At 47.7% G+C, this 26,873-nt stretch carries 23 protein-coding genes; 5 read left to right on the top strand and 18 right to left on the bottom strand.

What is annotated here, in order from left to right:
* Positions 1–4: 4 nt before the first annotated feature.
* The 6 genes from PPA03S_RS11095 to PPA03S_RS11070 all read right to left on the bottom strand — a co-directional run bounded on the left by PPA03S_RS11095 (position 5) and on the right by PPA03S_RS11070 (position 7,656).
* A complete protein-coding gene (locus PPA03S_RS11095; protein ID WP_062322732.1) occupies positions 5–955 on the bottom strand; it encodes a DUF1177 domain-containing protein in 951 nt (316 codons plus the stop codon).
* Between the two features lie 228 nt (positions 956–1,183).
* Positions 1,184–3,205 carry an alpha/beta fold hydrolase gene (locus PPA03S_RS11090; RefSeq protein ID WP_062322730.1) on the bottom strand — a complete coding sequence of 674 codons (2,022 nt, stop codon included), beginning with the start codon at positions 3,203–3,205 and terminating at the stop codon, positions 1,184–1,186.
* A gap of 78 nt (positions 3,206–3,283) precedes the next feature.
* The gene (locus PPA03S_RS11085) at positions 3,284–3,904 is read right to left on the bottom strand and encodes a TetR/AcrR family transcriptional regulator (protein WP_062322729.1); all 621 of its coding nucleotides are present in this window, start codon (positions 3,902–3,904) and stop codon (positions 3,284–3,286) included.
* Positions 3,905–4,311: 407 nt separating this feature from the next.
* Positions 4,312–5,610: an ABC transporter substrate-binding protein gene (locus PPA03S_RS11080; protein ID WP_062322727.1), complete on the bottom strand. Its 1,299-nt coding sequence runs from the start codon at positions 5,608–5,610 to the stop codon at positions 4,312–4,314.
* A gap of 327 nt (positions 5,611–5,937) precedes the next feature.
* Complete coding sequence (locus PPA03S_RS11075; RefSeq protein ID WP_062322725.1) at positions 5,938–6,774, bottom strand: carbohydrate ABC transporter permease; 837 nt, start codon at positions 6,772–6,774, stop codon at positions 5,938–5,940.
* Positions 6,775–7,656, bottom strand: coding sequence for a carbohydrate ABC transporter permease (locus PPA03S_RS11070; protein ID WP_062322723.1), 882 nt, complete (start codon positions 7,654–7,656; stop codon positions 6,775–6,777).
* Positions 7,657–7,798: 142 nt separating this feature from the next.
* Between PPA03S_RS11070 and PPA03S_RS11065 the strand changes: the two genes are divergently transcribed.
* Both PPA03S_RS11065 and PPA03S_RS11060 read left to right on the top strand, forming a co-directional pair.
* Positions 7,799–9,625 (top strand): sensor histidine kinase, encoded by a 1,827-nt coding sequence (locus tag PPA03S_RS11065; RefSeq protein WP_062322721.1) that lies wholly within the window; start codon positions 7,799–7,801, stop codon positions 9,623–9,625.
* Between the two features lie 5 nt (positions 9,626–9,630).
* Positions 9,631–11,262: a response regulator transcription factor gene (locus tag PPA03S_RS11060; RefSeq protein WP_062322719.1), complete on the top strand. Its 1,632-nt coding sequence runs from the start codon at positions 9,631–9,633 to the stop codon at positions 11,260–11,262.
* Between the two features lie 169 nt (positions 11,263–11,431).
* Here the strand turns inward: PPA03S_RS11060 and PPA03S_RS11055 are convergent, their stop codons facing one another.
* A complete protein-coding gene (locus PPA03S_RS11055; protein ID WP_062322717.1) occupies positions 11,432–12,424 on the bottom strand; it encodes an arsenic resistance protein in 993 nt (330 codons plus the stop codon).
* 188 nt (positions 12,425–12,612) lie between these two features.
* Here PPA03S_RS11055 and PPA03S_RS11050 point away from each other — a divergent pair, with 188 nt between their 5' ends.
* A complete protein-coding gene (locus PPA03S_RS11050) occupies positions 12,613–13,371 on the top strand; it encodes a TspO-related membrane protein (RefSeq protein ID WP_062322715.1) in 759 nt (252 codons plus the stop codon).
* Positions 13,372–13,507: 136 nt separating this feature from the next.
* On the opposite strand, the gene PPA03S_RS11045 is transcribed toward PPA03S_RS11050, so the two are convergent.
* The 4 genes from PPA03S_RS11045 to PPA03S_RS11030 all read right to left on the bottom strand — a co-directional run bounded on the left by PPA03S_RS11045 (position 13,508) and on the right by PPA03S_RS11030 (position 17,525).
* A complete protein-coding gene (locus tag PPA03S_RS11045) occupies positions 13,508–13,882 on the bottom strand; it encodes a RidA family protein (protein WP_062322713.1) in 375 nt (124 codons plus the stop codon).
* Positions 13,883–14,032: 150 nt separating this feature from the next.
* Positions 14,033–14,713: an oxidoreductase gene (locus PPA03S_RS11040; protein WP_062322711.1), complete on the bottom strand. Its 681-nt coding sequence runs from the start codon at positions 14,711–14,713 to the stop codon at positions 14,033–14,035.
* 30 nt (positions 14,714–14,743) lie between these two features.
* Complete coding sequence (locus PPA03S_RS11035) at positions 14,744–15,955, bottom strand: MFS transporter (protein WP_174532125.1); 1,212 nt, start codon at positions 15,953–15,955, stop codon at positions 14,744–14,746.
* Positions 15,956–16,109: 154 nt separating this feature from the next.
* Positions 16,110–17,525, bottom strand: a complete 1,416-nt coding sequence (locus PPA03S_RS11030; protein WP_062322707.1) for an ATP-binding protein — start codon at positions 17,523–17,525, stop codon at positions 16,110–16,112.
* Between the two features lie 233 nt (positions 17,526–17,758).
* Here PPA03S_RS11030 and PPA03S_RS11025 point away from each other — a divergent pair, with 233 nt between their 5' ends.
* On the top strand, positions 17,759–18,412 hold the full coding sequence (locus tag PPA03S_RS11025) for a phosphatase PAP2 family protein (RefSeq protein ID WP_062322704.1): 654 nt from the start codon (positions 17,759–17,761) through the stop codon (positions 18,410–18,412).
* On the opposite strand, the gene PPA03S_RS11020 is transcribed toward PPA03S_RS11025, so the two are convergent.
* From PPA03S_RS11020 to PPA03S_RS10995, 7 genes are all read right to left on the bottom strand, one after another.
* Complete coding sequence (locus tag PPA03S_RS11020; protein ID WP_062322703.1) at positions 18,405–19,934, bottom strand: HD-GYP domain-containing protein; 1,530 nt, start codon at positions 19,932–19,934, stop codon at positions 18,405–18,407. The two genes, PPA03S_RS11025 and PPA03S_RS11020, sit on opposite strands and share 8 nt — an antisense overlap.
* 246 nt (positions 19,935–20,180) lie before the next feature.
* Entirely contained in the window at positions 20,181–20,465 is a 285-nt protein-coding gene (locus tag PPA03S_RS34495; RefSeq protein ID WP_062322701.1) for an anti-sigma factor, read from the bottom strand.
* A gap of 411 nt (positions 20,466–20,876) precedes the next feature.
* The gene (locus PPA03S_RS33860) at positions 20,877–21,191 is read right to left on the bottom strand and encodes a hypothetical protein (RefSeq protein WP_062322699.1); all 315 of its coding nucleotides are present in this window, start codon (positions 21,189–21,191) and stop codon (positions 20,877–20,879) included.
* A gap of 166 nt (positions 21,192–21,357) precedes the next feature.
* Positions 21,358–21,462: a sporulation protein YjcZ gene (locus PPA03S_RS33660; protein WP_192262833.1), complete on the bottom strand. Its 105-nt coding sequence runs from the start codon at positions 21,460–21,462 to the stop codon at positions 21,358–21,360.
* A 106-nt stretch (positions 21,463–21,568) separates the two neighbouring features.
* Entirely contained in the window at positions 21,569–22,801 is a 1,233-nt protein-coding gene (locus tag PPA03S_RS11005) for an exo-alpha-sialidase (RefSeq protein ID WP_062322697.1), read from the bottom strand.
* Between the two features lie 25 nt (positions 22,802–22,826).
* Entirely contained in the window at positions 22,827–23,195 is a 369-nt protein-coding gene (locus PPA03S_RS11000; RefSeq protein WP_062322695.1) for a hypothetical protein, read from the bottom strand.
* A gap of 212 nt (positions 23,196–23,407) precedes the next feature.
* Positions 23,408–23,734, bottom strand: coding sequence for an MTH1187 family thiamine-binding protein (locus tag PPA03S_RS10995; RefSeq protein WP_062322693.1), 327 nt, complete (start codon positions 23,732–23,734; stop codon positions 23,408–23,410).
* Between the two features lie 781 nt (positions 23,735–24,515).
* On the opposite strand from PPA03S_RS10995, the gene PPA03S_RS10990 reads away from it, so the two are divergent.
* Positions 24,516–26,849, top strand: a complete 2,334-nt coding sequence (locus tag PPA03S_RS10990) for a ribonucleoside-diphosphate reductase subunit alpha (RefSeq protein ID WP_062322691.1) — start codon at positions 24,516–24,518, stop codon at positions 26,847–26,849.
* Positions 26,850–26,873 lie beyond the last annotated feature (24 nt).

The raw sequence follows: 26,873 nt of genomic DNA, 5'->3' as shown, positions 1-26,873 counted from the left end.
AACACTATGCAGAGGGAGCTGCCTGCATCCCTGGGGTCTGAAGTACTTTCATTGATCCGTACAGACGAGTAATCAGGTTATATTCCTCCACGTTGTAGAAAGAACACGTGCCATTGGTGAATTCCTTGGCAGTCTCCACAACCAAACGAACTGCGCTTGCAATATCAATCTCATGGCTTGCACCTGTGCCGCATCCCGGCACTGCCGATTGGGCTGTTACAGCTACGCCTACCACGGGTGCATGAGTTGCCACCGCTGGCTGCAAAATGGAATTGATATGGTATAAGTCATTACCGTAAGGTGTAATATCCTGCGTCGTAATCGGGAACGTCACAGGAAGCTGCCCTGTCGTCATCTCCATGATGCGGAGCAAATCATCGCTCACCCGTAAGATGTATCCCTCTTTCACCGTTGGTGAAATCGCAATGCCTTTATGGTTAATTACCCGGTTTCCTTTGGTTGTGTCGATAGACAAAATCGCTTCCATCTCGGGTAGAACCTCATGTTCATTCATCTGCATAATGTCGACCGGAGAGTCCATAAAATCTACCGGCTCATGTGGCAGAGTAGGTGCATCAGGACAGATATGTGTCGTCACAATGACATCCCCCTTAAGCGAGTCACCCTTGGTCTGCATGTCAGCGAGCTTCAAGCCTGCTGCAATAGCAGCGACGGCACCGTCGGCATCCGAGACAAGTCCAATGCGCGTTGGACGGGCACCAATTCCACCCAAGCGTCCTACAATCCCCATGGTCGGAGCTTGTCCTCCTGATCGCTTGCCCTCCGTACCAGGGATGATGATTTTGACAAAATCCGTGCTCCCCTTTTCCCCATGTACAGTCAGCACTTCAACGGATACCTGTGGATATTGAACAAATAATTGTTTTACACTTTCACCATTCACATAAGCGCTGTCCAGCGCGTCCAGTGCCAATAACGTTTTCTGAAGTGGCATCGTACACATCCTCCTCTTAGCTGTTGATCTTGAGATCAAGTCTATCGCAGTTCAGAAGAGGGTCACAATGTACTGCCTTGCCAAAATGAGCATGCTTTTCTTGTGCGGCAAGTATAAATGGGAATGAAAATAACGCTTTCACACGGTTTATCTGACTGGATATGTTATATAATTTAACATTTTATTATCGAGCGACCTGGATATTGTGTAATTTGGGGATTGCACTCTTCAATTCGATCTTTCACTTCTATTCATTTGCCATTTTAGAAGCAGTGAAGCCGTTTCTTCCGCATGAAACAGGGGAAATTGATGTCCATAGGGAAGTTCCACATGTTGAACGGATGAATGGATATTTTCTGGGCGCGCGTATCCCTTATCGGTTGTCCCCCAAGCCATGAGTGTGCACTGTGCATTTACATTTGTCTGCGACATTTTATCGTTTGGATGGGACTGTATCCAGTGGAGCAAATCGGCATTCGCTCCTGCGATGCGAGGTGACTTCAAACCAGAAGAAGTTCTCCTCGCATAACCTTCTAGCAGGGTTGGATGGATCTCCGAAGCATCTGCTCTATTGAGCTGCGCAGCCACTTGCTGAGGAGTCATCCGCGACAACAGTCCTTGCAGCATTCTTCTCGGGAACCTTGATATTAGGCGCTGCAACCCATCCTTCGATGCTCCCCATACGGGCTGCAGCATGGCAAGCCGGATATTTTCACGTCCACTCTCCTGCATGACCACCGCGGCTATCGCTGCGCCTACGGAATGCCCTACCAAATTGACCGGACCTTGCACCTCTTCCAGTACACTTCTTACCGCCTCAACCTGTCCTGTGAAAGCCGTTCGTTTTGCCTTGTTCCGATGCACCGGGGAACGCCCGAATCCGGCAAGATCCACAAGCCATACCGGGTTTCCCGTCATACTCCATAACGCTTCTCCCAGGGGGATCATATCGTCAGCACCGCTCATCAGGCCATGAACAATCACCCATGGCTCCCCCTGGCCTTCATGAACCAGTACCGCAAGACTGCCCTTACGTGTCCGTGTCCAACCCTGAGGCAAATCCTCCTGTGAAGGGTAGCTGAAACGATAATCCAAATCGGCTGTCACGTAAGGCAATAGTTCGCTAACTTCAGGCAACTTTTGTCCCATTCGCTGAAATAATCGCTCCGTCTGCCGCACTTCAAACTCCTGTTTGGTAATAAACGCGATGGATTCAGGCGGTATTCCGCTGATCTTTGTGCCGCCAGCCTTCATGGCTGCATGAATTATGGGCAGAGGCACCGACCATCGAGGTGCAGATACATCCAACTCTGCCGCCAGCAACCGAATCAACTCCTTCATATCCGGACTGTCCGCTTTTCTGGACAATAAGGGATATGTGCCATCGGAGGGATTTCTGTCACGAGTCAGGAAGACAATAGTCTGCGCAACCACGTCATTGGATACGAGGGGCAGCCAGTGCTGTGGACCACCGGGAATCAACGGCATTCTACGCCTTCTCATCGCCTGTATCATCATGCCAATTCCGCCCGTTTGTTCGGTTATACCTGTAGGATGCGGACCTACAACCGTACTCGGGTTAACAACAGATAAGGCATACGAATGCTGCTCTGCATGCTGTCGAATATAGCGATCCGCTTCGAATTTCATATGCTCATAAGCACTCTCGGAATGAAAATATTGGCCAAGCAATGACCTCTGCCGATTAGGCTTATTCCCACGATCTTCATCGGTTGAAGAACCGGACGGAGAATCCTTCCTTCCGTAAGGACTCATAAAACCAACCACGTGGATAAAATGCCTCAATCCCTGTGTACGCTGGATTTCTTCGGCAAGTTCGGCAATCTCTCTTGCCCCGTTCATAAAAACCTGCTCCGCCACCAATGGTTTCAATGTGACATCCATCGTTCCCCCTGCATGAATAATGATATTGGCCTGAAGAGCACGCTCACGATCAGCATTGGTTAGACCGAGACCTGGAGCTGACAAATCCCCCTGAATACAGGTTATGCGGCTAAAATCCGTGACTCCGTATGCATTCAGAGCCTTCCTCGCTTTGGATTCAGAGCGTACAAGCAGCAATAATTGCGCCTGACTGCCCCCAAGCTGTTTCACTACCTCCTTGCCTATAAATCCGGTACTCCCGGTCATCAAAATAGTGGCTGATTCAGTCGCCTTGTTGTTCTTATTCGACGGATTAGGGTCAGCCTTACGTTCTGCCTTTGATAATGATGAATTATGTATACTCATTTCTAATCTCTCTCCCTTTTTAGCAACGTGTATTATAGTACTACATAGTACTAATTAAATTCAAAAAAAGAGCTTCGTTTACCGAAGCATCTGACAAAATGTACGTGCTGATTGCTCAATAATCCCTATATCGCGTGCAGTCTCCGCAAGTACAAGCGAACCTTCCAACGCTGCAATAAATAACGAAGCCGCCGGTCCCGGTTCAAGCCCTTTACGGAATTCGCCACGATCCAGCCCTTGCTGCAAAAGCTTTTCCATCATCGGCTGCAGATCACGGAAGAAGCGGGCTATACTTTCTTTCACTTCGGGGGCGCTGGCTGGTGTCTGCATATACAGGGTAATAAACGGACAACTCCCTTTATAATCGCGTCCCTCCATGCCAGCAGACAGTGACGCTATGAACGAATAGATTCGTTCTGTCACCTCTCGGTCTCGCTGACTGAGCAGTAGATATAGCCCCGATTCATACTGGGCAATCCAGTATTGCACCACGGCCTGCAGCAATTCCTCCTTATTTTTGAAATGATAATAGATATTTGATTTGGATACCCCGCTTGCCCGCACGACTTCGTCCATGCTGACATAGCTGTATCCCTGACGCAAAAATAACTGAGCGGCCACTTCGACTGCCTTGGTCCGATTAACCGGATTGGAACTTTTGGATTTCACAGCACCCGAGATCGATTTTTGATTTGTCATAAATAGAACTATACAGTACTAATTAAACAAACACAAGTTATATTGTTAACAAAAGATGATCATTGTCCATAATCCCTCTCACTTGTCCACATTTAGAATATTATACACACAGGATATCCACATATAGTATTAACTCCGTGTTAAATTTATCGTTGAGCCTCTAAATCTGATGGGGTTATCCACACTTCAGGGGCCGTATCGCAAATATTCTTCCGATCTGCGATAGCGGAAAGTCCTCCAACTAAAAAATAGGCCAACCAGAACAATTCTGGTTGACCTATTGGAGTTGGCTGCTCATCCAAATCATATGCGAATGGCTCCGATAGCCTGTGGATACTAGTATGTGGATAACCATTCAAGGATGAGACATCACTATTTCACTTTTACGGATAGCTAATCCGAGTTGGTTACTTTTTCAGACTATCCCAGTTTTGCTGCAAGGCGTCAAGCAGCGCCTTTTTGTCCGATTTGCCTGCTACATAAGCCTGAATCGTGCTGCCGAATTCTTGTGGAACACCCTCAGGGAAACGGTTGAAGTTCCAGCTTAATGTTTTGTTTTCCTGGCTGTACTTCATGATATCGGTTGCGAGGTCACCCAGATCCTCTTCAGATGCCTGAATGGAACTGAATGCCGGGATAAACTTGAATTCTTTGGTCATGTATTGTTTACCGATATCCGATGTCACGAGCCATTCCAGGAACTCTTTTGCTTCCGCTTTTACTTGCGAATTCTTGTTCACAACCCAGTAGTTCGGTACACCAACAAACAGTTTGTCATTCGGCTCATTCGTAATTGGCATCGGCAGAATGCCGAGATTCAGATTAGGATCGATGCCATCAATTTGTACTTGCGTCCAGTTCCCTTGCTGCATCATCGCTGCTTCGCCACTGGCAAACAGGGTTACCTGTGTGTTGTAGTCGGTTGTGAGCGGGTTTTTGTTGCTGTATTTCAGCGTCAAGTCCAGCAGGTTCATCCAGTCCGCGAACACCTGATTGCCAGGGATTTTCTCTTTACCTTCGTTAAGACCCTGAATAAATTTCACCGGATCTGCTTGATTCGCAAATGCCACGTTTACGTTATGATTACCGAGTACCCACCATTCCTGATAACCATTTGAGAACGGGGTAATCCCTGCGGCTTGGAGTTTCTGTGCAGCCTGATCCAATTGTTCCAACGTGGTTGGAATTTCGGTGATGCCAGCTTTTTGGAAGAGGTCTTTGTTATAAATGAAACCATAGCCTTCCAGTGCCAGCGGCTGTCCATACAATTTGCCGTCTTTGGTCATTGGCTCTTTGGCCACATCAAGCACATCTTTAACCCATGCTTCACCTGACAGGTCTTCCAGATATTCGAGCCATGTGTCCAGTTCACGATAACCACCAACGTTGAAAATATCCGGTTGTTCGCCAGCGGCGAACTTGGCTTTCAATGCAGCGCCGTAGTCACTGCCGCCACCCACGGTCTGAATGTCCAGCTTGATGCCTGGGTGGGATTTCTCATATTCCGCCTTGAGACGGTTAAGCGCTTCCGCAATTTCGACTTTATATTGAAAGATTTTGATGGTTTTGTCCCCTGCTGCCGCCTCTCCGCCACCTTGGGCGTCTGTGTTAACAGGACTTCCACTCTTATCTCCGTTGCCACAACCCGCAAGCATTACAGAAAAAGCAATCAGCATAAGCAACGTCAACTTGGTCATTCTTTTCATACATACACTCTCCCTATAGTAGTTTCAGTATAACAGCTTCCCCCCGAGAATATATCATTCCTCCTCAGAGGAAGTGCTCACACAATTGCGTCTTTTCATCCCATCGCCCTTGGTCTTTCCACCCAGGAGCAGGCCCAAGCTATGCGGGCATGACTCCCCCTGCCCACCTCCGTGCGAGGTCGGAGCGGAGGGATCATGATGCGCTGGAGGAGCGGAGCACTCGCCTTTGATACTCGGTGGCTTCTTTGCCTTAATTCATTCAGGCCACCGAGGAGCAACAGCGACCGAAAGCGCACATGATCCCGGAGCGGCTCCAACCCTTCGCACCTAGCCTTTAACTGATCCGGCGGTAATCCCCTGAATGATGTATTTCTGCATCAGCAGGAAGAAGATGATAATGGGCATAATCCCAAGCACCAGTGCAGGCAGAGCCAGATCCCATTGCTTCGTATATTGTCCGAAGAGCGCAAAGGTCGCAATCGGGATGGTACGTAAATTGGAGCTTTGCAGAATCAGGGACGGCAGCAGATAGTCATTCCAGATCCAAAGTGTATTCAGAATGATGACCGTAACATACATCGGCTTCATGAGCGGGAATACAATCCGGAAGAACACGCCGTAGACTGAGCTTCCATCCACCCGTGCTGCCTCTTCAATCTCCACAGGAACGGATTTGACGAATCCATGGAACAGAAAGACAGACATCGGTGCGCCAAAACCAAGATAACAGATGATGAGTCCGAACAGGCTGTCGATGAGTCCAAGATTACTGGTTACAGTAACAAGCGGAATCATGATAGACTGAAACGGAATCACCATGGCGGCAATGAACATACCGAACAGAATCCGGTTGAAGCGCGTATCACTGCGTACCATTCGGTAAGCAGCCATGGAGCTGATCAACACCAGCAGCAGGTTGCTGACCACGGTAACGATGAGCGAGTTCATCAGCGCTGACGGGAATTTGATTTTTTCCCAAGCGTTCGCATAGTTGCCCCATTGGAATGCTTCCGGCCAAGCAGCTGAATTGGTAAGCAGGTCACCGAACGTTTTGACCGAATTGACAAACAGGAAGTAGAACGGAACCAGGAACAATAATCCAATGAGCACCATAATAATTTCGGTTACAATGGTACTGAAGCGATAATTTTTCGACGTTTCCATCTATGCCTCCACCTCCTTGCTCTTCGTCACACGTACCTGAATCATCGTGATAATGGCAACGATTACGAAGAATACAAGCGCTTTGGCTGTACCGATGCCGTACCGATTATTCACAAAAGCTTCGTTGTAAATATTCAGAGCTACCGACTCTGTTGATCCAAACGGTCCACCTTTGGTCAGTGACAGATTGAGATCGAACATTTTGAACGACCAGGAGATTGCCAAGAACAGACAGATTGTAACTCCCGGCATAATGAGCGGAAAAATAATGCTGCGCAGTACCTGCCAGCGGCTGGCACCATCAATTTCGGCAGCTTCCAGCAGATCAGGCGATACGTTGGTCAAGGACGAGATGTAGATCACCATGAGATACCCTGCGGTCTGCCAGACAAATACAATGACGATCCCCCAGAAGGCAGTCGGTTCATCTCCAAGCCATGGGAGGTTGAAGAAAGACCAACCCGTTACATCGCCTACTGCTGAAAACCCTTTCACAAATATGAACTGCCAGATAAAACCGAGCAACAGCCCGCCGATCACGTTAGGCATAAAAAAGATCGTACGCAGAATGTTTCTCGTCTTGAGCGGTTTGGTCAGGAAATACGCCAGGAAAAAACCGATAAGATTGGTCAAGATGACACCAACCAAGGTGAAGCGCACCGTAAACCAAAACGCAGATACAAACTTGGGATCATTCGAGAAAATTTGTTTAAAATTATCGAATCCTACCCAATGAATGTTAGCTGACACCCCGTTCCAGTCGGTAAAGGAATATACCATGCCAAGCAGGAAAGGGACCACGATAATGAGAATAAAAAAGACGATGGAGGGACCCACGAACACAAGCTGCTGTAACAGCTGTGAAGACTTGCGATGCTTCATATCGTTCTCCCCTTCTTTAGATGGATGAAATTGGTCTCTTGTTCTATTAAACCCCAATCTCGGGCAGGGAAACACCGACCCTGGTGAACAGTTGGGTGTAAAATATTGTCCTCTATTATCCTGCAACCAGAAGGGGTGTCCGATGTCAAAATACTACAGTATTCGCACCAAGCTCATCGCTTTTATGCTCATTGCCACGACGATTCCGCTGCTGGCATCCATCAGCATGACGTTTATCCAGACCAAGACTGCTCTGCGCGAGCAGGCTGTCGAAGAGAACAAACGCCTGATCTTTCAGGCGTCGACCAATCTCAACAATTATGTGGATAATGTGGCAAGAGCTTCGCTTGCTGTGTACAATGATCCGAATTTTTTGCGAAATTTGGCGAAAATCCCAGGTGACTATCGAGCAGTTGCCGAGGTATACACCACTTTGCAGACGATCCGCGCAGCTGTACCGGATGTTTTCCAGCTGTATTTGCACTCTTTTGTTGCCAATCAATCAACATTGATTGCGAATCCTTTTCCAAAGCGGGAAGAGCGAAAAAAGGCCTTTTCTGACTCGCTCCACGGCATAGCGGCTGGCAGCAACCCGGACATCTGGGTCGAATCGGCGCACCTTAGTCATTCCTACGGCTTCAAGGCGGCCTCAGCGGATGATCCTCCAAGAACAGTAATCACCCTTCATCGTGTGATCAAGGATGTACCTTCGACTGAACGACTGGGTGTGCTCGCCATTGACTTGAATATGGATACGATTGCCGAAATATGCAGCAGACTGTATGATCCGGCAAAGGAACAGATCTATGTCATCGACAATCAGAACCAGATGATTTATGAAGGAAAGTCGGAAGTCAGTGAAACGAATGTATTGAGGCAGGAGGCGGCGACTGAGCTGAATTCAGTACGTGCCGGTACAGGGACAGCCCAGACTGCGTCGGGACATTTTGAACAAGATCACTCGATGTATGTGTACCAACAATTAGGCAGTCCATTTGCCAACTGGACCATTATCAAGCAGATTCCTAATGAAACGCTGTACGCCAGTGCCACCACCTTAACGTGGAATAACGCCATGATCGCCATTGCTGCCCTGTTATTGGTCATTGTGGCAACCCTGTTCATCTCGATTCGGATCACTGGACCGCTCAAGCAATTAATGCGTTATATGAACCAAATTCAGGCAGGACGTCTTCATGTGGATATCCGGTTGACGAGTCGAGATGAGATCGGTGTGCTCGCCCGCCACTTTCGGGATATGATGGATACGGTGAACAATTTGATCTTGCGGGAATATCGCTTGGAGATTGCCAATAAAACCAATCAGCTTAAAGCACTGCAAGCCCAGATTCACCCCCATTTTCTGTACAATACATTGCAATCCATTGGTACACTGGCGCTTCAACAGCAAGGACAACGGGTGTATGTACTGCTCTCTTCGCTATCCAAAATGCTGCGCTACAGCATGCGCGACCAGACGCAGGTCACGCTGCACGAAGAAGCCGAACATGCACGGCTCTATCTGGAACTGCAAAAAGAGCGGTTCGGTGACCGCCTGGAAGTTGAGCTGGATTTTGCGGGAGATACCCTGCGCGCCGAGATGCCAAGAATGACTTTGCAGCCTTTGATTGAGAATTATTTCAAACATGGAGCCGATATCCAGCCCGGTAAAGGGAGGATACAGATCACCAGCCGCAGGACACCTGACGATTGGATTGAAATTCATCTGACAAATAACGGGCCATCCATCCCGGAAGACAAGTTATCCGAAATTCAACGTTGGTTGCGGGAAACATCCATCTCTTCCGTCCCTACTCAGGATACAGAAGAGAGCGAGTCAATTGGACTGCGTAACGTGATCCGCCGGCTCCAACTGAACTCACCGCCCGGATACAATGCGCTGCTTACGATTGGCAATCTGGAACCGAATGGCGTGGAGATTATAGTCAAACTATACGCGGGAGAGTGAATAACATGAAAGCCTTGATTGTCGACGATGAAAAACACGTCCGCGATGCGATTCGGCTGCTTGGCCAATGGGATGCGGCAGGAATTGATACCTTGTATGAGGCGGCAGATGGTCATGAGGCAGTCGCCGCCATTACAGCCCACCAACCGCAAATTGTACTCAGCGATATGCGAATGCCTGGCAAGGATGGCATGGCTCTGCTTGAATGGATATCCGTTCATGCCCCGCATAGCAAGGTACTGGTCATCAGCGGGTATGATGATTTTGAACTGGTCAGACATGCGATTCGTTATGGAGGTACAGACTACCTGCTCAAACCTGTTGAAGCAGATGAACTGAATTCATCCTTATTCAGGGCCGTTGAAGCCTGGAAAGAAGCGAATGCCGTGCGGATGCAGTCCACCAGACAATCTATGGTAGTTAACCAGATGCGCCCACACTATCATGACAGGCTGCTCACGGAGCTGGTCGTTGGCCGCGGGAGTAACAACACCCAATTCCAGCGGCTGCGGGATGAATTGAATCTGCCCAAGCAGATCGACAGTTGCAGTGTGGCAGTCACCAGCCTTTCCCATTTGGATGCAGAATGTTTGGCGAAATACCGCAGTCAGCCTGACCTGCTTGTATTCTCCGTCCTGAATATCTGTGCAGAGATGTTGTCCCCACCTGCCGAAGGTGTCGTGTTCCGACAGCTTGATCAACCGGATGAGGTCGTTCTCCTGTACTGGGGTCAATGCTCGTCACTTCATACCATTCTCGAAAAAGTGAACGATGGGCTGGAGCAGACTATACAGCGCCGTCTTCATTTTGGTATATCCAGCTGTGAGCTTTATCCTGCGGGAACCTCGGGAGCCTATCAGGAAGCTAGTTTGCGGTTGTGGCGACGCAATGCCTTGCAAACGAAGCAGTGCATTCATGATGCATTGGAGTCCTCCAACGGAAACAAGGGGCTGCGGTTATCTACCTTTGAGGAATCCTTACGACTCGCGTCTATGAGCGGGCGTGCTTCCAGCGTGTCCAATGCGGTTGCCGAATGGATTGATCCCATCACCCGGCTCGATGTCGTAACAGCAGAGCAGATACAGCAATGGATGGATGAGATGGAATGGATGATTGGTCGTTGGCTCGACGATGCCGCAGGCGCCCCACCAAAGGAGGAAGATGAAGCGATAGAGGAACAGTCCATTCCATTCGCCGAATTACCTTTGGATCGTGAAGGACTGTTATCACTGCCCTTACTCCGCTCCCTGCTGGAACAGCGGTTGCTCGCAGCCGGAAAAGCCCTCACTGCACATCATCATGCCACACCGGACCCGATGAGTGAGATCGCACGTTATATGGATGCCCATTATCAGGAGGACCTGTCTCTACAGCAGATTGCTGCACGGTTCTACCTGAGTCGCGAATATATTTCACGCAAATTCAAACAGCAGTTCGGATTGAACTGGTCGGAGTATTTGGGCAAACTGCGGATCAATAACGCCAAGCTGCTGTTACAGAATCCTTCATTGCGAATTGCAAAAGTCTCAGAGATGGTCGGCTATCAAGACGAGAAGTACTTCAGTAAAGTGTTCAAAAAAATGGAGGGCATCACACCGGGGGAGTACCGCAAAACGTTATCTGATGGAAATGCTTAATTGAGCCGTCGGCACTGTGGTGATCCGTCTAATAGAACATGCTCGATTCGTTAAACGATAAAAGGGGCATCCCGTCATGTTCATGACTCCGGGAATAGCCCCTTTCCTTTTTACATATAAGCATTCATTTCGATGAATACACCCTGATCTTCTTTTCTATTCTAAAGGATCATCGATCCCGCAATATGACGGAAGGAACAACACGAATATAGATTAATTCTCCAGCCAGCTCGACGATCGTTTGGGTTACAATCACAGCTGCAGCAATGGTCGCCCACTCTTGTGGCAATGCAAGTGCCAATGGCAGAACGACAAGTGAATTTCGGGTTCCTGCACTGAAAATAACGGCCCTGCTTGCACCTGTATCGAGACGGAACAGAGCAGCAATGATTCGTGATACGAACGGCATAACCATCAGAAAAATAATATAGATGGGCAGAACATCCACAATCACAGCAAAATCATGATAGACCTTCCCGATCTGCGATGCGACAACCACAATCAATGCCAGAGCCATCATGGGTACAGGCAGCCAAGCGGTTGCGTCCATCACCCATTCTCCTCCAGCTTTGCCTCGGGTCAAGACTTGAGTAAGGATTGCCAACAGCAGCGGAATGACGATCAGGAACAGAAAAGCCTCCACGAAAGGCCCCACCTGCATCACCCTTGCCGCTTCCTTCCCTATGAACAACCACAAATATATCGGCAGTAAGACCATTTGTATAACAAACAGGATTGGCGTTGCAGCCAGCATCAGCTTTTCATTGCCCCGGCCCAGCTGTGTAAAAACAATAACGTAATCAATACATGGAGTTAGCAGTACGAGATACACGCCTATGAGTACAGCGGGAGGTTGGGGAAATACCAACGTTAATAACCAGACAATTACAGGGACAACGATAAAATTAGCGATTAGCAAAGCTCCAATAAATCGCAGGTTGGACAAAGATTCTTTGAGCTGTAAAAAAGGAATCTGCGCAAACATGCTGTATAGCAAAATGGCAAGCACAGGTGAAACCGTATAATGCAGTGCTTCCCCCCAATCAGGGTCGCCCAGTCCCATTACCGCTCCTACAAACAGGGCAGCGACATAAAACCACGTTTGCTGCTTCTCCATTGTTTCTCTTGTAAACAACCTTTTTTCCTCCTCCGAAGGGGGCATATTTCTGTTTCAATCAGCGTACATTGAGACGGAGCACAGCGAATAAGAGAGCGGCAAACCGCAGGATAGCTAGACAACGATCCTGTGAATTTTTTGCGGCTTCTTATTAGAATGCAAAAGAACTGGGTATATTCATTATAGACTGACCCGTGGTTCATTCATTTTCGTTAAACCAAGGAGGAAACACAATGTCACGTAATAATCCATACAAGTGGTTGAATGCCATTGGTTTTATTGCTGTTATCGTCGTGAATTACCTTTCCAACGCACTTCCGATCGGTGGCAGGACCAACAAGGAAGTATCGGATATGTACCCTGTGTTGCTCACACCTGCAGGTTATGCTTTCTCCATCTGGGGGCTGATCTATCTGCTGCTCGCAGGCTTTGTCATTTATCAATTTGTTCCCGCTTCGTGGAAAAGGGATTCCATTACCCGCCTCGGTTACTGGTTCCTGGCAAGCTGTGCCTTTAATGTAGCGTGGATCTTTGCTTTTCAAAATCTACACATTGGTCTCGCATTAGTCATTATCGTTCTGTTACTGCTGTCCCTGATCATGCTGTATGTAAAAACACGTGCAATTACCCTCCCCACGACTGCCGAAATCTGGCTCGTGAAGCTGCCATTCAGCATCTATCTGGGGTGGGTCAGTGTGGCAACCATTATCAATACGGCTGTATTATTATATAAAGTCGGATGGGATGGCTTCGGGCTCAGTGAACCTGCCTGGACCATCATTATGTTAATTGTAGGTCTGGTGCTGGCTGTATTCGTGAGCTTCCCTTACCGGGACAGCGCGTATCCACTTGTTTTTACCTGGGCTTACATTGCCATTGCTCTCAAACAAAAAGACGTCACTTCCATATATTATACGGCAATTACCATTGCGATCGTACTGGCCATTTATGCGGTATGGCTGTTCTTCGCCCGTAATCAGGATCGGGACTGAGCCTCATTTCCCAAATAATTCAAAAAGCCGATTTCAGTCACGCTGAACTGATATCGGCTTTTTATGTATCATACCCTGAAGCGAATTAAATCAAATGATGCAACATACTGATCCTGCTGGGCAATACCCTTCAGCTCTATTTCAGAGCAATGACCTCGATCTCCACAAGTGCATCCTTTGGCAGACGAGCGACTTCAACCGCACTGCGTGCCGGATAAGGTTGTTCGAAGAATGTGCTGTACACTTCGTTTACCGGAACAAAATCGTTCATGTCTTTCAGGAAAACCGTTGTTTTCACAACTTTATCCATACTCGTACCTGCTGCTTCCAGAATTGCTTTTACATTGCTCAGGGACAAACGAGTCTGCTCCTGTACATTCGCTCCGAATTCTCCCGTATGCGGGTCCAAACCAAGCTGACCGGAAGTGTAGATAAAATCACCTGCATCAACGGCCTGGCTGTATGGACCAATAGCGCCTGGCGCCTGATCGGTGGAGATTGGTTTTTTCATGAACGAGTTCTCTCCTTCATGTTCGCTGTCCTGCCGCCGCGAGGAGACAAGTCTCGAACTCATTTTTGAAGCTTATTATACCACGATCCCGCTCAGGCAAGAAGCGTCTATCCTTAACTCTCATTTTGATAGCGGATAAACATGAATATCTCAAGACTCATCCAAACCAAGCACATGGATGACGTCATTGGAATACACGTGATTCCCCATAGCTCGAACCATGGCAATGTTAATCATGGCTCGAGCTATGGCGGAAGCCTGGACTGCCCGGTATTTATCCACTCTGCCTTTCATCCATCGATCCAGGAATGTCATGACATGAGCAGCCAACTTCTCTCCCAACCGTTTTTCTTTGCGATCGCCAAGGATTAAGGACGGACGGAATATATGCAAGGAACGAAAACCGATAGCCGACAATGCCTCCTCCATCTCCCCCTTGGTTCGACTATAGAACAATCGGGAATCGGCAGACGCGCCCATGGATGAAATGACGAGCATTTGGGTTACTCCCTGCTCCTTGGCAAGTGCGGCAGCTCTTACGGGGTAGTGAAGATCCACTTGACGGAAATTTTCCTGACTGCCTGCTTTTTTAATCGTTGTCCCCAGGCAGCAATACAAGTCCTCCACATCATCAAACAGCCCTGCGTAACTCTCCAATTGTTCCCAGTCCACAACATGCTGCTCCAGCCTCGGATGTTCCCATTCCAGCGGTCGCCTGACCAGCACTCGAATTCGATGATATCCCGGATGCTCTAGCAGGCTTCGCACCAATAATCCACCAACAAGCCCTGTAGCTCCAATCACGATGGCATTCCGTTCAAGACTCTCCAATAACACCCCTCCAATCGCCAATCCGGATCTTTATTTCAGAAGTACACGGCGGCCCAGTGTAAAAGTGAGAATCAGCATGGCTGCACCGACACCCACCTGGAACCCATAGGCAGAAACCCAGGTCAACGCATCCGGCCAGGCTTCCATTCTCTCATATAACCAGCCGCCTATCAGCGGCCCAAGAAACGATGTCACTCCGGTCAGAGCCGAATAAACGGCGACAAACATTGGTCTTTCACTTTTTGGTGTATCCCCGATTGTAAAGTTGAAGGCAAGTTGGTTAAATCCACCCACACCAATGCCGAGGAAAATATGAGATAAAAAGAGCGCTATCAAAACAGGCATAAACGACATCAATCCCCATGACAAACAGGAGAGTGCAATGATCGGTAATGTCCAAAATAATAAGGTTTTGTTGCTGAATCTCGCGTTCAGATTGCCCCAGATATAGAATCCGGCCATCATGACGAGCGTCTGCACTACAGTAATGATGGATACCGTCTGATAATTAATGTGAAGCAGGTCAAGCATCACGTAGGAAAATAGCGGAACGATCAACGTCTGGATCAGTAACCAGGCAGCGAGGAACAGTGCAGCCTTCAGAAAGGAAGAATCCTGAAACGGCTTTTTGAACATCTTCCAGAAAACCTTTTCAGTGGAACGCTCAAACGGCACATCCGGGTAAAAGAAATAAATCACCGTATTCGCGATGGCACAGATCCATACAGGAATGAACAGGATCAAGAACCCCGTCTCCCCGGGGAAACGGTCCAGAACGATGCCTCCTGCAAATAAGCATACGCTTCCAAGCGCATTCAGAATCGTGTTCCGAATTCCGAAATATCGCCCTCTCACCTTGGCAGGAACAATGTCACCAATCAACGAAGTCCAGATCATACCGCCAATTGTATTGGCTATGAATGCAACCGTATACACACCGATGTAGATGCCTACCCACCACTCCTTGGGAAACAGGAACGGGATTAGACCCGTTGAACTCCACAGTATGCGATGCATTCCCACAAACACGATAAGCATGCGTTTGCGGCTGCGAATACGCTGCATCCAGTAAGCTGCTCCAATCTGGGCGATATTCACAAATGTCGTGATGGCGAGCACAAAGCCGATATGTCTTGACCCGGCCCCGAGGTACAACAGAAATCCGGTTAAAAATGGGCCTCCCAGCAATGTCTGCAAAATAATTGCCGGTACACCCTCCCATGTTGCAATGGATAAATTCATGCGTTGTGTTGAACCCTTGCGCCGTGGTTTGCCTGCAAACGGAGGAGGGTTAACGTTGACCGTCTTCTGTATGGGGATACACTCCTTAGACCGGGTTCCAAGTGCCGGTCGATGCTAGTTGTCACCCCAAATTCTACTCACAGCGTGAGGGTTGTCAACTCATTTTTTCACGGTTCAACGGCAGATAGAGATGGAAGGTGCTCCCCTTGTCCTCAGCGCTTTCCAGTTCAATCGATCCGTCCAGCAATCTGGCCAAATCACGACTGATGGACAGGCCAAGACCTGTTCCCCCAAATTTTCGGCTAATGGACCCGTCCGCTTGTTGAAACGCCTCAAAGATGGATTGATGTTTATCCTCAGAAATCCCAATCCCCGTATCTTGCACCGAGAAAACAATCCATTGACTCTGAAAACCTGACTTCTTGATCTGCTTGGTACTCACGGTCAGTGTGACTCTCCCCTGATGCGTAAACTTGATGGCATTAGACATGAGATTGCGCAAAATCTGCTGAACCCGCTGGGGATCGGACCAAAGGGTCTCTGGCAATCCTGGTTTCTTGACCAGATGCAGCTGGATTCCCTTTTTCTCGGCAGCCAGTTGGAAGTGGTTCATGGTATCTTCCGTGAGTTGTGCCACACTGATATCCTCCAAAACGATATCCAGTCTGCCTGCTTCCACTTTGGACAGATCGAGAATGTCGTTGATTAAGGCGAGCAATTCCTGACCAGATTGTTCGATCATCATTGCAAAACGGCTGATATCCTCCTGCTCCATTGTATCGCTGTTCTCACTGATCATCTGGGCAAAGTTAATCACGCTGTTCAGCGGAGTTCGCAGCTCGTGTGACATATTCGCCAGAAATTCGGATTTGTACTGCGAAGCGATCATCAATTGTTTGGCGCGTTCTTCCAGGACTATCTTCGCTTTCTGCAATTCTTCCTTTTGTACAGATAATAAACGGTTCGTGCTCTGGATGAGCAAAATCCGATTCTGTTCATTCTGGAAATCACGTAAAATAAAAGCAAAAATAAGGCTGAGTACAATACCGACAGGAAGGGTATACGGCATAATATGTGAGAAAAAGTAAGCAGCCGGGATAACACCGAAAATAGCGATGTTTAAACTATTGATCACATTTACGATCACTGTAACAAGGACGCCTTTAATAATCAGCCTATAGTCACTGCGTCTCATCCATATATTCAACCCGGCACACACCACACCCAGAATCGACATATTAATCAGTGCAGCCAACGTAGCCTCATTGATACCGAAAGTTAACCTGGTCAGTCCAATTCCAACCCCTACGATAATAGCACTATAGGGTTGTCTGTACGTCAAAACCGCAACAATTAAAGGAACAAAACGAAGATCGAAGACCACTTCATCATTAAGCTGAAACCCAAATACCGTACTGATCCAGCCAGCAAATACAAGGACAAATAACGAACTGATCTGTTTCACTCGTGATGAAGCACGAATTATGATGTATTTATAGAATACACTAGCGAGGTAAGCAATCGTAATCAGCATCCCCATATTCAATACGAACATTTTTGAAAATTGCATTCACTCACTCCTGTTGTTGTGTATTCATTGGCAGCAAACCGAAGTCCGTATGTACCTCTATCATATCATGCCCTTTCAACCTTCGACATTCCCTTGCCATCAAAAAAAATGCACAAAAATACACAAATCAGGATTCAATTTGTGCGTAGAACGTAGTAGAATATATTGTTGTTTAAATTTTAATTGCTGTGATCCTGTTCCTTGCGAACATGGATGAAAGGAGAAACGGTGTTGTGCACTTGTTAAAAAGCAAATCCTATTGGCTGTCATTAAGCTTAATGCTTTCCCTGGCTGTCATGGGAATGTTCTATGATATTCTGAATAGTCCGGAACGCGGATTCTCTATACTTGACTCCCCGATCGACCGGATAATTCCTTATGTACCTGCCATGTCCATTCCATACCTAGCCTGGTATCCATTTGTTTTTGGCGTGCTGGCTTATCTATGCGCGAAGGATCGGCTCACTTATTACCGTGTCCTGTTATCTATGAATATCTGTGTCTGGATCTGTTACCTGATCTACTTTAATTTTCAGACTATGGTGCCCCGTCCCGAGTTAACAGGTACAGGTCTCGGCGCTTCTGTTCTTGGATGGCTATACAGCCAGGATCGTCCATATAATTGTTTTCCCAGCATTCATGCTCTTCATTCGTATCTGGTTATGCGTGCAGTTCTATCCGTTCAGAACATTCGAAAACAGGTCAAATGGTTTATAGCTGCGGGTGCAGCCCTGATTATACTGTCCACCTTAATGATCAAACAACACGTCATCTATGACGCTCTGGGCGCAGTTGTTCTTGGCGAATGCATTTTCACCATCATATCCGGACTTGCTCTTCACCGTCGGCGAAGAAAAGAATCGAAGTGGACAGAGGGGATCAGCTGACCCCTCGCTCGGCTGGCTCCTGAACATGCTGTTGTTGCTGCCTTCTCCACTCGTCAATAAACAAACCGGCAAAATAGGGATCCCACTGGGTCCCTTTTCCTTCTTCCAAAATAGATAACGCTTTCTCATGGCTCATCCCACTCCGATATGGACGGTCAGACGTCATCGCATCAAATGCATCGGCTACGGCAATGATACGGCCAAACAGCGGAATCTCCTCACCAGCCATGCCGTCCGGATATCCTTTGCCATCATATCTTTCGTGGTGAGATCTGACACCCGGCAGAAAATCTGCCATTGCATCAATCGGCTCAATCTGTAGCAGAATACTCTCCCCGAGCACGGGATGCGTGCGAATAATGGCGAATTCATCATCGCTTAGTTTTCCATCCTTCAGGAGTACTTCATCGGGTATGCCGATTTTCCCAATATCATGCAGCAGCGCTGATTTGTATAACAGATCAGCTTGCTCTTCATTCATTCCGCTCAACTTCCCAATCAGAACTGAATATTCTGCGACTCGCATAGAATGACCAGCCGTATATTTATCCCGTGCATCCAGTGCAGCCGCCAGGGTCGAAAAATAACTCTGCAGCAACTGCCGGTTGCGTTCCTGTCGCATTTCAAGCCGGTTAATCATCATATTGAATCCGGAGATTAGCGCAGAGAATTCATCCGCGTACAGATCAGGGGTTCTTCTGCCAAGGTCTCCCTCTTGAATTCGGGTCATCTCCTCCGTCAGCTCCGTAATCGGACCGCGAACATCTCGAATCAGCAGCCAGCTTCCCACAAGAGCAAATCCCCCGCCCAGCACAACGATAAGAACTGCCCACAGAATATACTCTTGCGCAAACTCGCTATCCATATACTGAAGACGGATAAATGTAGCCATGAAGAACAGAAGTAATGGAAATAAACCAATCAGTGCCGTACTCAGCTGAAATTTACGCTGAATGGAAACCAGAACACGTCCACCAAGCGATGGCTCCATGCCATGCTGCTCTTTGCCTCTGCGACGAACTTCCAGCAGCAATGGTCTCACCGTCCGAACGGTCAGGAAATACTCAATCAAGGCATGCATAACGGTGATCAATAACGCACACGCAGCTGCAACTGCGACGTATCCGTACGGAAATTCCAGTCCCCCGGTAGAAATCATCCATATCGTCAGTCCGGCAGCCGGCAGGGAAAAGCCAAGCATATGCGGACCCAAAATACGATAAATCGTTTGTCCAGGAAAACGGTGGATGCTCTCATACATCTTGGTCAGATCCGCCTTCTCATGATGCTCTGATGCAAAAAATTGCCGAATGGGCCCAAGCTGCGCCCATAGGGTAATCAGTTCAGCGACAAGCATGAACAAGAGTGAAATCAGCACAATGATAATAAGTCGTATAAATTGAATGTTTGGTAGTTGTAAGGTAGACACCATAACCACGGAACCAACCACAAAAACAGCCGCTATTGAACCGATCAGATAATTGCGCAATAGACGAAAGATAAATGAACGGTATACTTCCACCCCAACCCCTCACTCTCTAGGTACAACCAGTTCTCCCTATTAATGACAGAGGGAGACCCAGGGTATTGCCTCCTATTTGTTATCGGCTATTCGGCCTAAAAAATTAATTCATTCAGCCGATAGAGAAGAACCGAGAAACCACCTTTAGTGGGTGGTTAGAATCATTCTTTCCACTCCTATCTATACTCATGCAGCAACCTAAAAAGACTTCCCCACGGGGGAACAGTCTTTTAGATTTGGTATTTTCTATCCTTTAATCTTGGCAGCCAGAATCATCGTGCCGTGCGGTTCCTTACCCATGGGATCCGGCTCAAGCGTGATGGCAACCGTATCGTAGTCGTTGGCAGAGTCAAGCGTGTAATACACCGCCCCCATACCGTCACGACTGAGGAATGTCCCCGCATTCTGAGGAGTATCCCCCTTGATCATCCAAACCTGGAACGCCTCATTCCCTTTCGTCAACCTTCCTTTTAATTGCAAAAAATTACAGCCTGTGGTATAGTATAAGAGTTGGTTTTTAAACAACCTCATATGATTTTCTGTCTTCTTTTAACCCCGGAATATTTTCTTCATGCTGCGACCGCAGCGAACATGCACATTAACCTATGAAGATTGAAGAACCTGAATCACAATAACCCGGTAGTACAGAGTTTCACAAGATGTTCCCATTCACACTGGCGCGGTCATCGGAGCCGCAAGGACAAAAGAGAGGTAGGGCTTTTGTTGTTTTGGATGTCACTTATTCTTGAGAAGATTGAAAACATACACAAAGCACCCGGAATTGGGTTCCGGGTGTTTTTCCATGTCTGCACACCGAAATCATGGGATTGAAGCCATATTAGCTTTGGCAGCGCCAGACAGCCAAAAGACGCCGATACAATCTCGGCGCCTTTCATCGGAGTTGTATGGATCAACTCCCTGAACCAGTTGCTATCGCAAGATCTAGATAAACATTGTTTTGGAGATAATGACCAACAGGATGAACAGTACAAGAATCGTACCCATGGACCCCCAGCTTCCTCCACCATGTCCATAGGAAGTTCCACAACCCTGCTGATAACCATGCAGCATTGGAGCATGATTGGCATGATGTGCGTATCCGTAGCCATATCCCGTTGGCATTGTACATCCATATCCATATCCGTACCCATGCATTTCATGACCTGTGTATTGGTATCCTTGCATGTGCTCATACCCTCCCATATGTCCGTATACGTGTCCCTGTCCGTTCGGTGAATTCGGTTTAACTTCGCTCATTGTTCATTCCTCCTTAACATTTGCCTACACCCCTAAGCTATGTATCCTGCCTACCTCTGGACCGGGCTATCGCCCTCCTTTGACAAAATAGGCGTTTTCACTGTTCATCTGGGCTTGTCCATAACCTAAAAAAAACCCCACCGGTAAACCGGTGGAGTTCAACACATTATACCCAGAAAGATTTAGTGATGATAACGAGAAGAATGAACAGAACCAAAATGGCACCAGTCGATGTCCAAGCGCCGCCGTATCCACCTACAACTCCACTCATGTAAAACCCTCCTTTAATTTGAGGTACAATTCACTATATGCAAAAGTCATTGGTGAGACCGGGCTCCAGGTAAAAATGGGCAGGGCTACCGTTAAGGTTGGCATGGCTATGAACCAAAGTAGATGTCCAGTTTCCCTGTTGGCTGTGTTGTTGCCATCCATACGGCAGCCAGATTGTCCGGTGCCTGTGTATATGCCGTGATATAGTCACCAATGAGTACTGTCGGTACGGGTGAATTGCCATTCGGATTAAAGGAAGTCGTTGTGAGTCTCCGATTTGTAAATGTCGCACCACCATTAAAAGACTCGGCCACATACACATCCAGCAAGAATCCATCGATCTGGTTGGAGTAATAGATGACCCGTACTGTCCCTGTAAATGGAGATACGGTGATCGAAGGAAAGAAATTTTGCGATCCTGCGGGTGCTCCCGTAATGCTTACAGGTTCGCTCCATAGCAGACCATCTGGAGACTGGGACATGAATACGTCCGTATATCCTTTCCGGGCATCATTCCATACTGCATAGACTGTACCGCTGTAAACACTGTTTGAAATATCTGCACCCAGACTCAGATTCGTTTGAACACGAAACGCATAACCGGTTACAGGCAAGGGCGAAGGTGCCGGGACGACCGAAGCAACCAGGGTAGACTGATTATTCACGGGAGGCTGAAATGTCGCACCACCATCGTAGGAGATCCTCAGTAACGCATAAGGGCTGTCCGGACCTGTGGTTATATACCCAGCGTAGACTTCACCCGTAAATCCAATGGCTATGGCTGCACGATCATGAATCCCTCTCGGACTGGAAATGCGGCTTGGTGATTGCCAAGTGGAAGCCTGATCCAGAGATCTTTGTATAAAAATAGAAGATGCAGCCGTTGCCAGCGGTGTGTACCCCACATAAGAATTACCGCGATATGGACTGCCTGGTGTACGGTCACATGCAACAAACGGTTCATCATTGTGCACAATGAGACCATATCCCTTGTTAACAAACACCGGAGGAGCCCACGTGAGACCGTCATCCATTGAAGTATAACTAATGATCGTCCCGTCGTTTTCCCCATTAAAAACGTGAACTGTCACAATAAACGTACTGGGAAAGGTGTAATCAACCGTGGGAGCTTCCGCTCCAGCGTACCCGGCAGGTTGAGATAATATAGTCGTTGACCAGGTCTGCCCTCCATCAATGGAGCGGTATAGCCCGATTCGTGTCGGTCCAGTACTTGTATCGACAGCTACAACACACATGATGTTGGGGAGTAATTCATTGACCGCAATCGACGGTTCAAACTGGTTGCCGCCCAATGCCCCTGTAATATTTACAACAGGCATTTCATTCACCTCCGTCATATTGAAGTTATGGAATAATCGTAAACCGGTCTACCCACACCATCTCCGATTGCAGCACACGCTGCAAAATATTACTGGTGGAGTCCAAACTGAATACTTGAATAACCGTGCTTGTTGCACTGAAATAATCGCTCTGAACCTCAAAATAATCCGCTGTGTTTAGCGCATATAACAACGTTCTGGATGCCTGAGGAGGTAACTGAAACAGATCATGACCAATCGGAATTCTCGCAGTCTGGGAAGTATCCCAACGAAAGACCTGAAGCTCGATATTGGCTGGAATATTGAGAGAATCATTCAAACAGGTAACAATCAGTTGTGTTGCACGGTTACTCCCTGTTGGAGAGTTAAAGAGGAGACCTGTACTGTACGGCATTGCAATTTCTCCTTTCCTTTTTACATCCCCGCTGACAAAGCTTGACAGCATACAATAAAATATGTGCTTTCCACCCGAAAGGCACGGCAGAATCCACTCTTGTCTGTAAGAATCCAATTATTTAATCAAATAAAATGCAAAAAACTGCAAGTCCCAGAAACAGGGACTTGCAGCAATATATAAGACTATTTTCTATTCTCTTTTGACCCCCATTAATTGGGCCGTGCCTGACGAGATGCCAGTTGATCCTGAACAGATTGCAACTTCTGTACGCTCGAGGCATCAGGTCTGTCACGACGATCATCAATCTTCACGGAGGTGGAGACACGCTGGGCTCCAGATAGAAACGGAGCTTCATGCAAGGCTGCAATTGCGGTGAACACCTCATTCAACGGGCCTTCAATAATGGTGCTCATGGAGGTCAACTGATATGTAATGCCCCGCTGATTTTCCAATACTCTCTGCATATCCGCCACATAACTGCTCAAGCTGGTCGTCCCGGTTCCAATTGGAATTACGGTCACTTCTGCTATTGCCACTTTCGCTCCGCCTCCTCTGGGCCCCGTGATTCACCGTTGCCGCTCATTTTAGTCGATTTTTGACTACTTTTATTCTACCAGTTGAATGCGTAACAATTCAAACTGACGTGAAGACGTCATCTGATTTGACCCAAAAATTTTTTTGAACAATCTTCAAATCTTCCAGTCCTTTTCCTTTGCGGATTCCTGGCTTAAATGGTATACTCGGAATTACGTTTCACGGTGTTGACCCTGTTTACAAACACTATATGTTGGGTTACAGTATGATAACAGTAACAAAATGTAGTAAATTCGAATCACCCCACTTCTATGAGTCACCTTCTGAAATCTCGTGAAAAACAGGATGAAATCACCTTCAAAGGCGCGTCCCTGTAGGTGTAAATCGCTTTCTCGAAACAGAGCTGACACTGAGGTTAACGGGGCTGTTTGGACTGCACCCGGTATCCTCATCTTACAGGCGCGTTTGCAATAGACAAAAGATTACATAAGAACCCTTTTATGTCATTATTGCTCATCTTTAATGATCATAAGGAAGCCAGAGCATCCCATCCATGGGCATTTTCAGTCGCAAGACGAGGAGAATATCTTGTATATGGATCATGTTCTGTATGCTGCCCTATGTTGCAAGATGAGGCACGGCGCCCTGTCACCACCGTTCAGTCCGCATTACGCAGCATATGTCTATATCTATATCAATATCTCACCGTAAGAAGACACTCAATTCTTTATATAAAGAATTTCTCCATTTTATCTCTTAAACATGCGAAAGCGAGGAATATTCATGCCACAAGTTGTGACCAAGCCGAACAACCGCCAGCTTGCCTTTGATGATATGCGCATCTCGGTATATGCGGATCGTATTCTGGAAGGACTGGACATGCTGGATAAGGAACGTCTGGTACGCGGAGTTAATAGCAAGCTCCGTCGCGACGAAGTTACCGGAGACGAGATCAGCAACGCTTTTATGATGAGCGCACTGGAGCTGGTAACGAAGGAAGAGCCTAACTGGAAATTTGCAGCGGCACGCTCCCTGCTGACGTCCCTTTACAAAAAAGCAGCCACCAACCGCAGATACAAGTCATATCCGGAAGAGCCGTACGGCGCGTTCCACCCTCTTCTCGTAGATCTGGTGAAGAAAGGTATCTACCGCGAAGAATTGCTGGAATGTTACACCAAAGAGCAAATCGACGAACTTGCTGAATGCATCGACTATCGTAATGATCTGTTGTTTGACTACATCGGCTTGCTTACACTGGCAGAACGTTACCTCGCTCACGATTTCGACGGAAAAGTCATGGAATTGCCTCAAGAGCGTTATATGGTTATTGCCATGTACCTGATGCATCAGGAGCCTGCGGAGAAACGTATGGATCTCGTTAAGGAAGCTTACTGGGCCATGAGCAACATGTATATGACTGCCGCTACGCCTACGATGTCCAATGCAGGCAAAAAAGTGGCAGGACAACTCTCCAGCTGCTTCATTGATACCGTGGACGACTCACTCGAAGGCATCTTCGATTCCAACACGGATGTAGCACGTCTGAGTAAAATGGGCGGCGGCATTGGCGTTTACCTGGGTAAAGTCAGAGCCCGTGGTTCGGATATCCGTGGTCACAAAAACACAAGTTCCGGCGTTATCCCTTGGATTCGCCAACTAAACAACACAGCAGTCAGCGTAGACCAGCTCGGTACCCGCAAAGGTGCAATTGCCGTTTATCTGGACGTATTCCACAAAGATATTCTGGCCTTCCTCGATCTGAAGCTGAACAACGGTGACGAGCGGATGCGTGCGCATGACGTATTCCATGGCATTTGCCTGCCGGACCTGTTCATGGAGCGAGTAGCCAGCCGCGGCGAATGGAGCCTGTTCTGCCCGCATGAAACGAAAAAAGTGATGGGCTGGAAAGATGAGAATGGTCGTCCACTCGGACTGGAAGATTTCTATGATGAGTCCGTAGGCGAAGGCGCATTCCGTGAGAAATATGAGGAAGCGGTCAACCACCCGCTGCTGTCCCGGATTACGGTTCAAGCCATTGACATCATGAAACGCGTCATGAAATCCCAACTGGAAACGGGTACGCCTTACATGTTCTACCGGGATACCGTCAACCGTGCGAACCCGAACAGCGCCCATGGTATGGTGTACTCATCCAACCTTTGTACCGAAATCATGCAGAACCAATCTGCAACTGTAGTTGAAAAGGAAGAACTCGTAACGAAGGATGGACAAACCCGCATCGTGATTTCCAAAGTGCCGGGCGATTTCGTAGTCTGCAACCTGAACTCCATTCACTTGGCACGTGCTGTGCCGCATGATGTATTGGAGCGTCTGGTACCAATTCAGGTTCGTATGCTGGACAACGTTATTGACATCAACAATATTGAAGTGCTGCAGGCCCAATATACCAACAGTCAGTACCGCGCGGTTGGTCTGGGAACATTCGGACTCCACCACCTGCTCGCTCTTGAAGGCATTCGTTGGGAATCGGAAGAAGCAGTCACGTATAACGATAATCTGTATGAAAAAATTAACTATCTGCTCGTTAAAGCCAGCATGGAGCTGTCCAAGGAAAAAGGACATTATCCGAAATTCCAAGGTTCCGATTGGCAAACAGGTAAATACTTCGATCAACGGGAGTACACGACAGGTGAGCGCGTAGGCAAATTTGTTACAACGGATCAATGGAAAGAACTGCAAACGGAAGTACAGCAAAACGGTGTACGTAACGCCTGGTTATTCGCCATTGCACCGAATGGTTCAACGTCCATCATCGCCGGTTCTACAGCCAGCATTGATCCGCTTTACGAACTGTTGTCCTATGAAGAAAAAACGACATACAAGATTGCCAACCCGGCACCTGATCTGTCTGAAAAAACGATCTGGTACTATAAAACAGCGTTCATGGTAGATCAACATGCTTCCATCAATATGGCTGCTGCCCGTCAGCGCCACGTCGATCAGGGACAAAGTTTCAACTTGTATGTTCGTCCAGATATCAAAGCAACGGAATTCCTGGAACTGCATCTGCACGCCTGGAGAGCCGGCATTAAATCAACTTATTATGTTCGCAGCCGGGCTTTGACTATTGAAGAATGTGATTCTTGTGCAAGCTAAGTTTAATCAGTGATGAAGAAGATT

This window comes from Paenibacillus pabuli NBRC 13638, from assembly GCF_001514495.1.
Classification (GTDB): Bacteria; Bacillota; Bacilli; order Paenibacillales; family Paenibacillaceae; genus Paenibacillus; species Paenibacillus pabuli.
Note: the sequence above shows the minus strand (reverse complement) of the source record. Positions and strands in the feature narration are given on the sequence as shown.

Excerpts from the sequence above, each read along its gene's own strand:
- PPA03S_RS11050 (WP_062322715.1), top strand. The coding sequence starts at position 12,613 with ATGTCACGTAATAATCCATACAAGTGGTTGAATGCCATTGGTTTTATT.
- PPA03S_RS11070 (WP_062322723.1), bottom strand. The coding sequence starts at position 7,656 with ATGAAGCATCGCAAGTCTTCACAGCTGTTACAGCAGCTTGTGTTCGTG.
- PPA03S_RS34495 (WP_062322701.1), bottom strand. The coding sequence starts at position 20,465 with ATGAGGTTGTTTAAAAACCAACTCTTATACTATACCACAGGCTGTAAT.
- PPA03S_RS11095 (WP_062322732.1), bottom strand. The coding sequence starts at position 955 with ATGCCACTTCAGAAAACGTTATTGGCACTGGACGCGCTGGACAGCGCT.
- PPA03S_RS11065 (WP_062322721.1), top strand. The coding sequence starts at position 7,799 with ATGTCAAAATACTACAGTATTCGCACCAAGCTCATCGCTTTTATGCTC.
- PPA03S_RS11080 (WP_062322727.1), bottom strand. The coding sequence starts at position 5,610 with ATGAAAAGAATGACCAAGTTGACGTTGCTTATGCTGATTGCTTTTTCT.
- PPA03S_RS11000 (WP_062322695.1), bottom strand. The coding sequence starts at position 23,195 with ATGCCGTACAGTACAGGTCTCCTCTTTAACTCTCCAACAGGGAGTAAC.
- PPA03S_RS11085 (WP_062322729.1), bottom strand. The coding sequence starts at position 3,904 with ATGACAAATCAAAAATCGATCTCGGGTGCTGTGAAATCCAAAAGTTCC.
- PPA03S_RS11090 (WP_062322730.1), bottom strand. The coding sequence starts at position 3,205 with ATGAGTATACATAATTCATCATTATCAAAGGCAGAACGTAAGGCTGAC.
- PPA03S_RS11035 (WP_174532125.1), bottom strand. The coding sequence starts at position 15,955 with ATGAATTTATCCATTGCAACATGGGAGGGTGTACCGGCAATTATTTTG.
- PPA03S_RS11030 (WP_062322707.1), bottom strand. The coding sequence starts at position 17,525 with ATGCAATTTTCAAAAATGTTCGTATTGAATATGGGGATGCTGATTACG.
- PPA03S_RS33860 (WP_062322699.1), bottom strand. The coding sequence starts at position 21,191 with ATGAGCGAAGTTAAACCGAATTCACCGAACGGACAGGGACACGTATAC.
- PPA03S_RS11060 (WP_062322719.1), top strand. The coding sequence starts at position 9,631 with ATGAAAGCCTTGATTGTCGACGATGAAAAACACGTCCGCGATGCGATT.
- PPA03S_RS33660 (WP_192262833.1), bottom strand. The coding sequence starts at position 21,462 with ATGAGTGGAGTTGTAGGTGGATACGGCGGCGCTTGGACATCGACTGGT.
- PPA03S_RS11075 (WP_062322725.1), bottom strand. The coding sequence starts at position 6,774 with ATGGAAACGTCGAAAAATTATCGCTTCAGTACCATTGTAACCGAAATT.
- PPA03S_RS11045 (WP_062322713.1), bottom strand. The coding sequence starts at position 13,882 with ATGAAAAAACCAATCTCCACCGATCAGGCGCCAGGCGCTATTGGTCCA.
- PPA03S_RS11005 (WP_062322697.1), bottom strand. The coding sequence starts at position 22,801 with ATGCCTGTTGTAAATATTACAGGGGCATTGGGCGGCAACCAGTTTGAA.
- PPA03S_RS10990 (WP_062322691.1), top strand. The coding sequence starts at position 24,516 with ATGCCACAAGTTGTGACCAAGCCGAACAACCGCCAGCTTGCCTTTGAT.
- PPA03S_RS11055 (WP_062322717.1), bottom strand. The coding sequence starts at position 12,424 with ATGCCCCCTTCGGAGGAGGAAAAAAGGTTGTTTACAAGAGAAACAATG.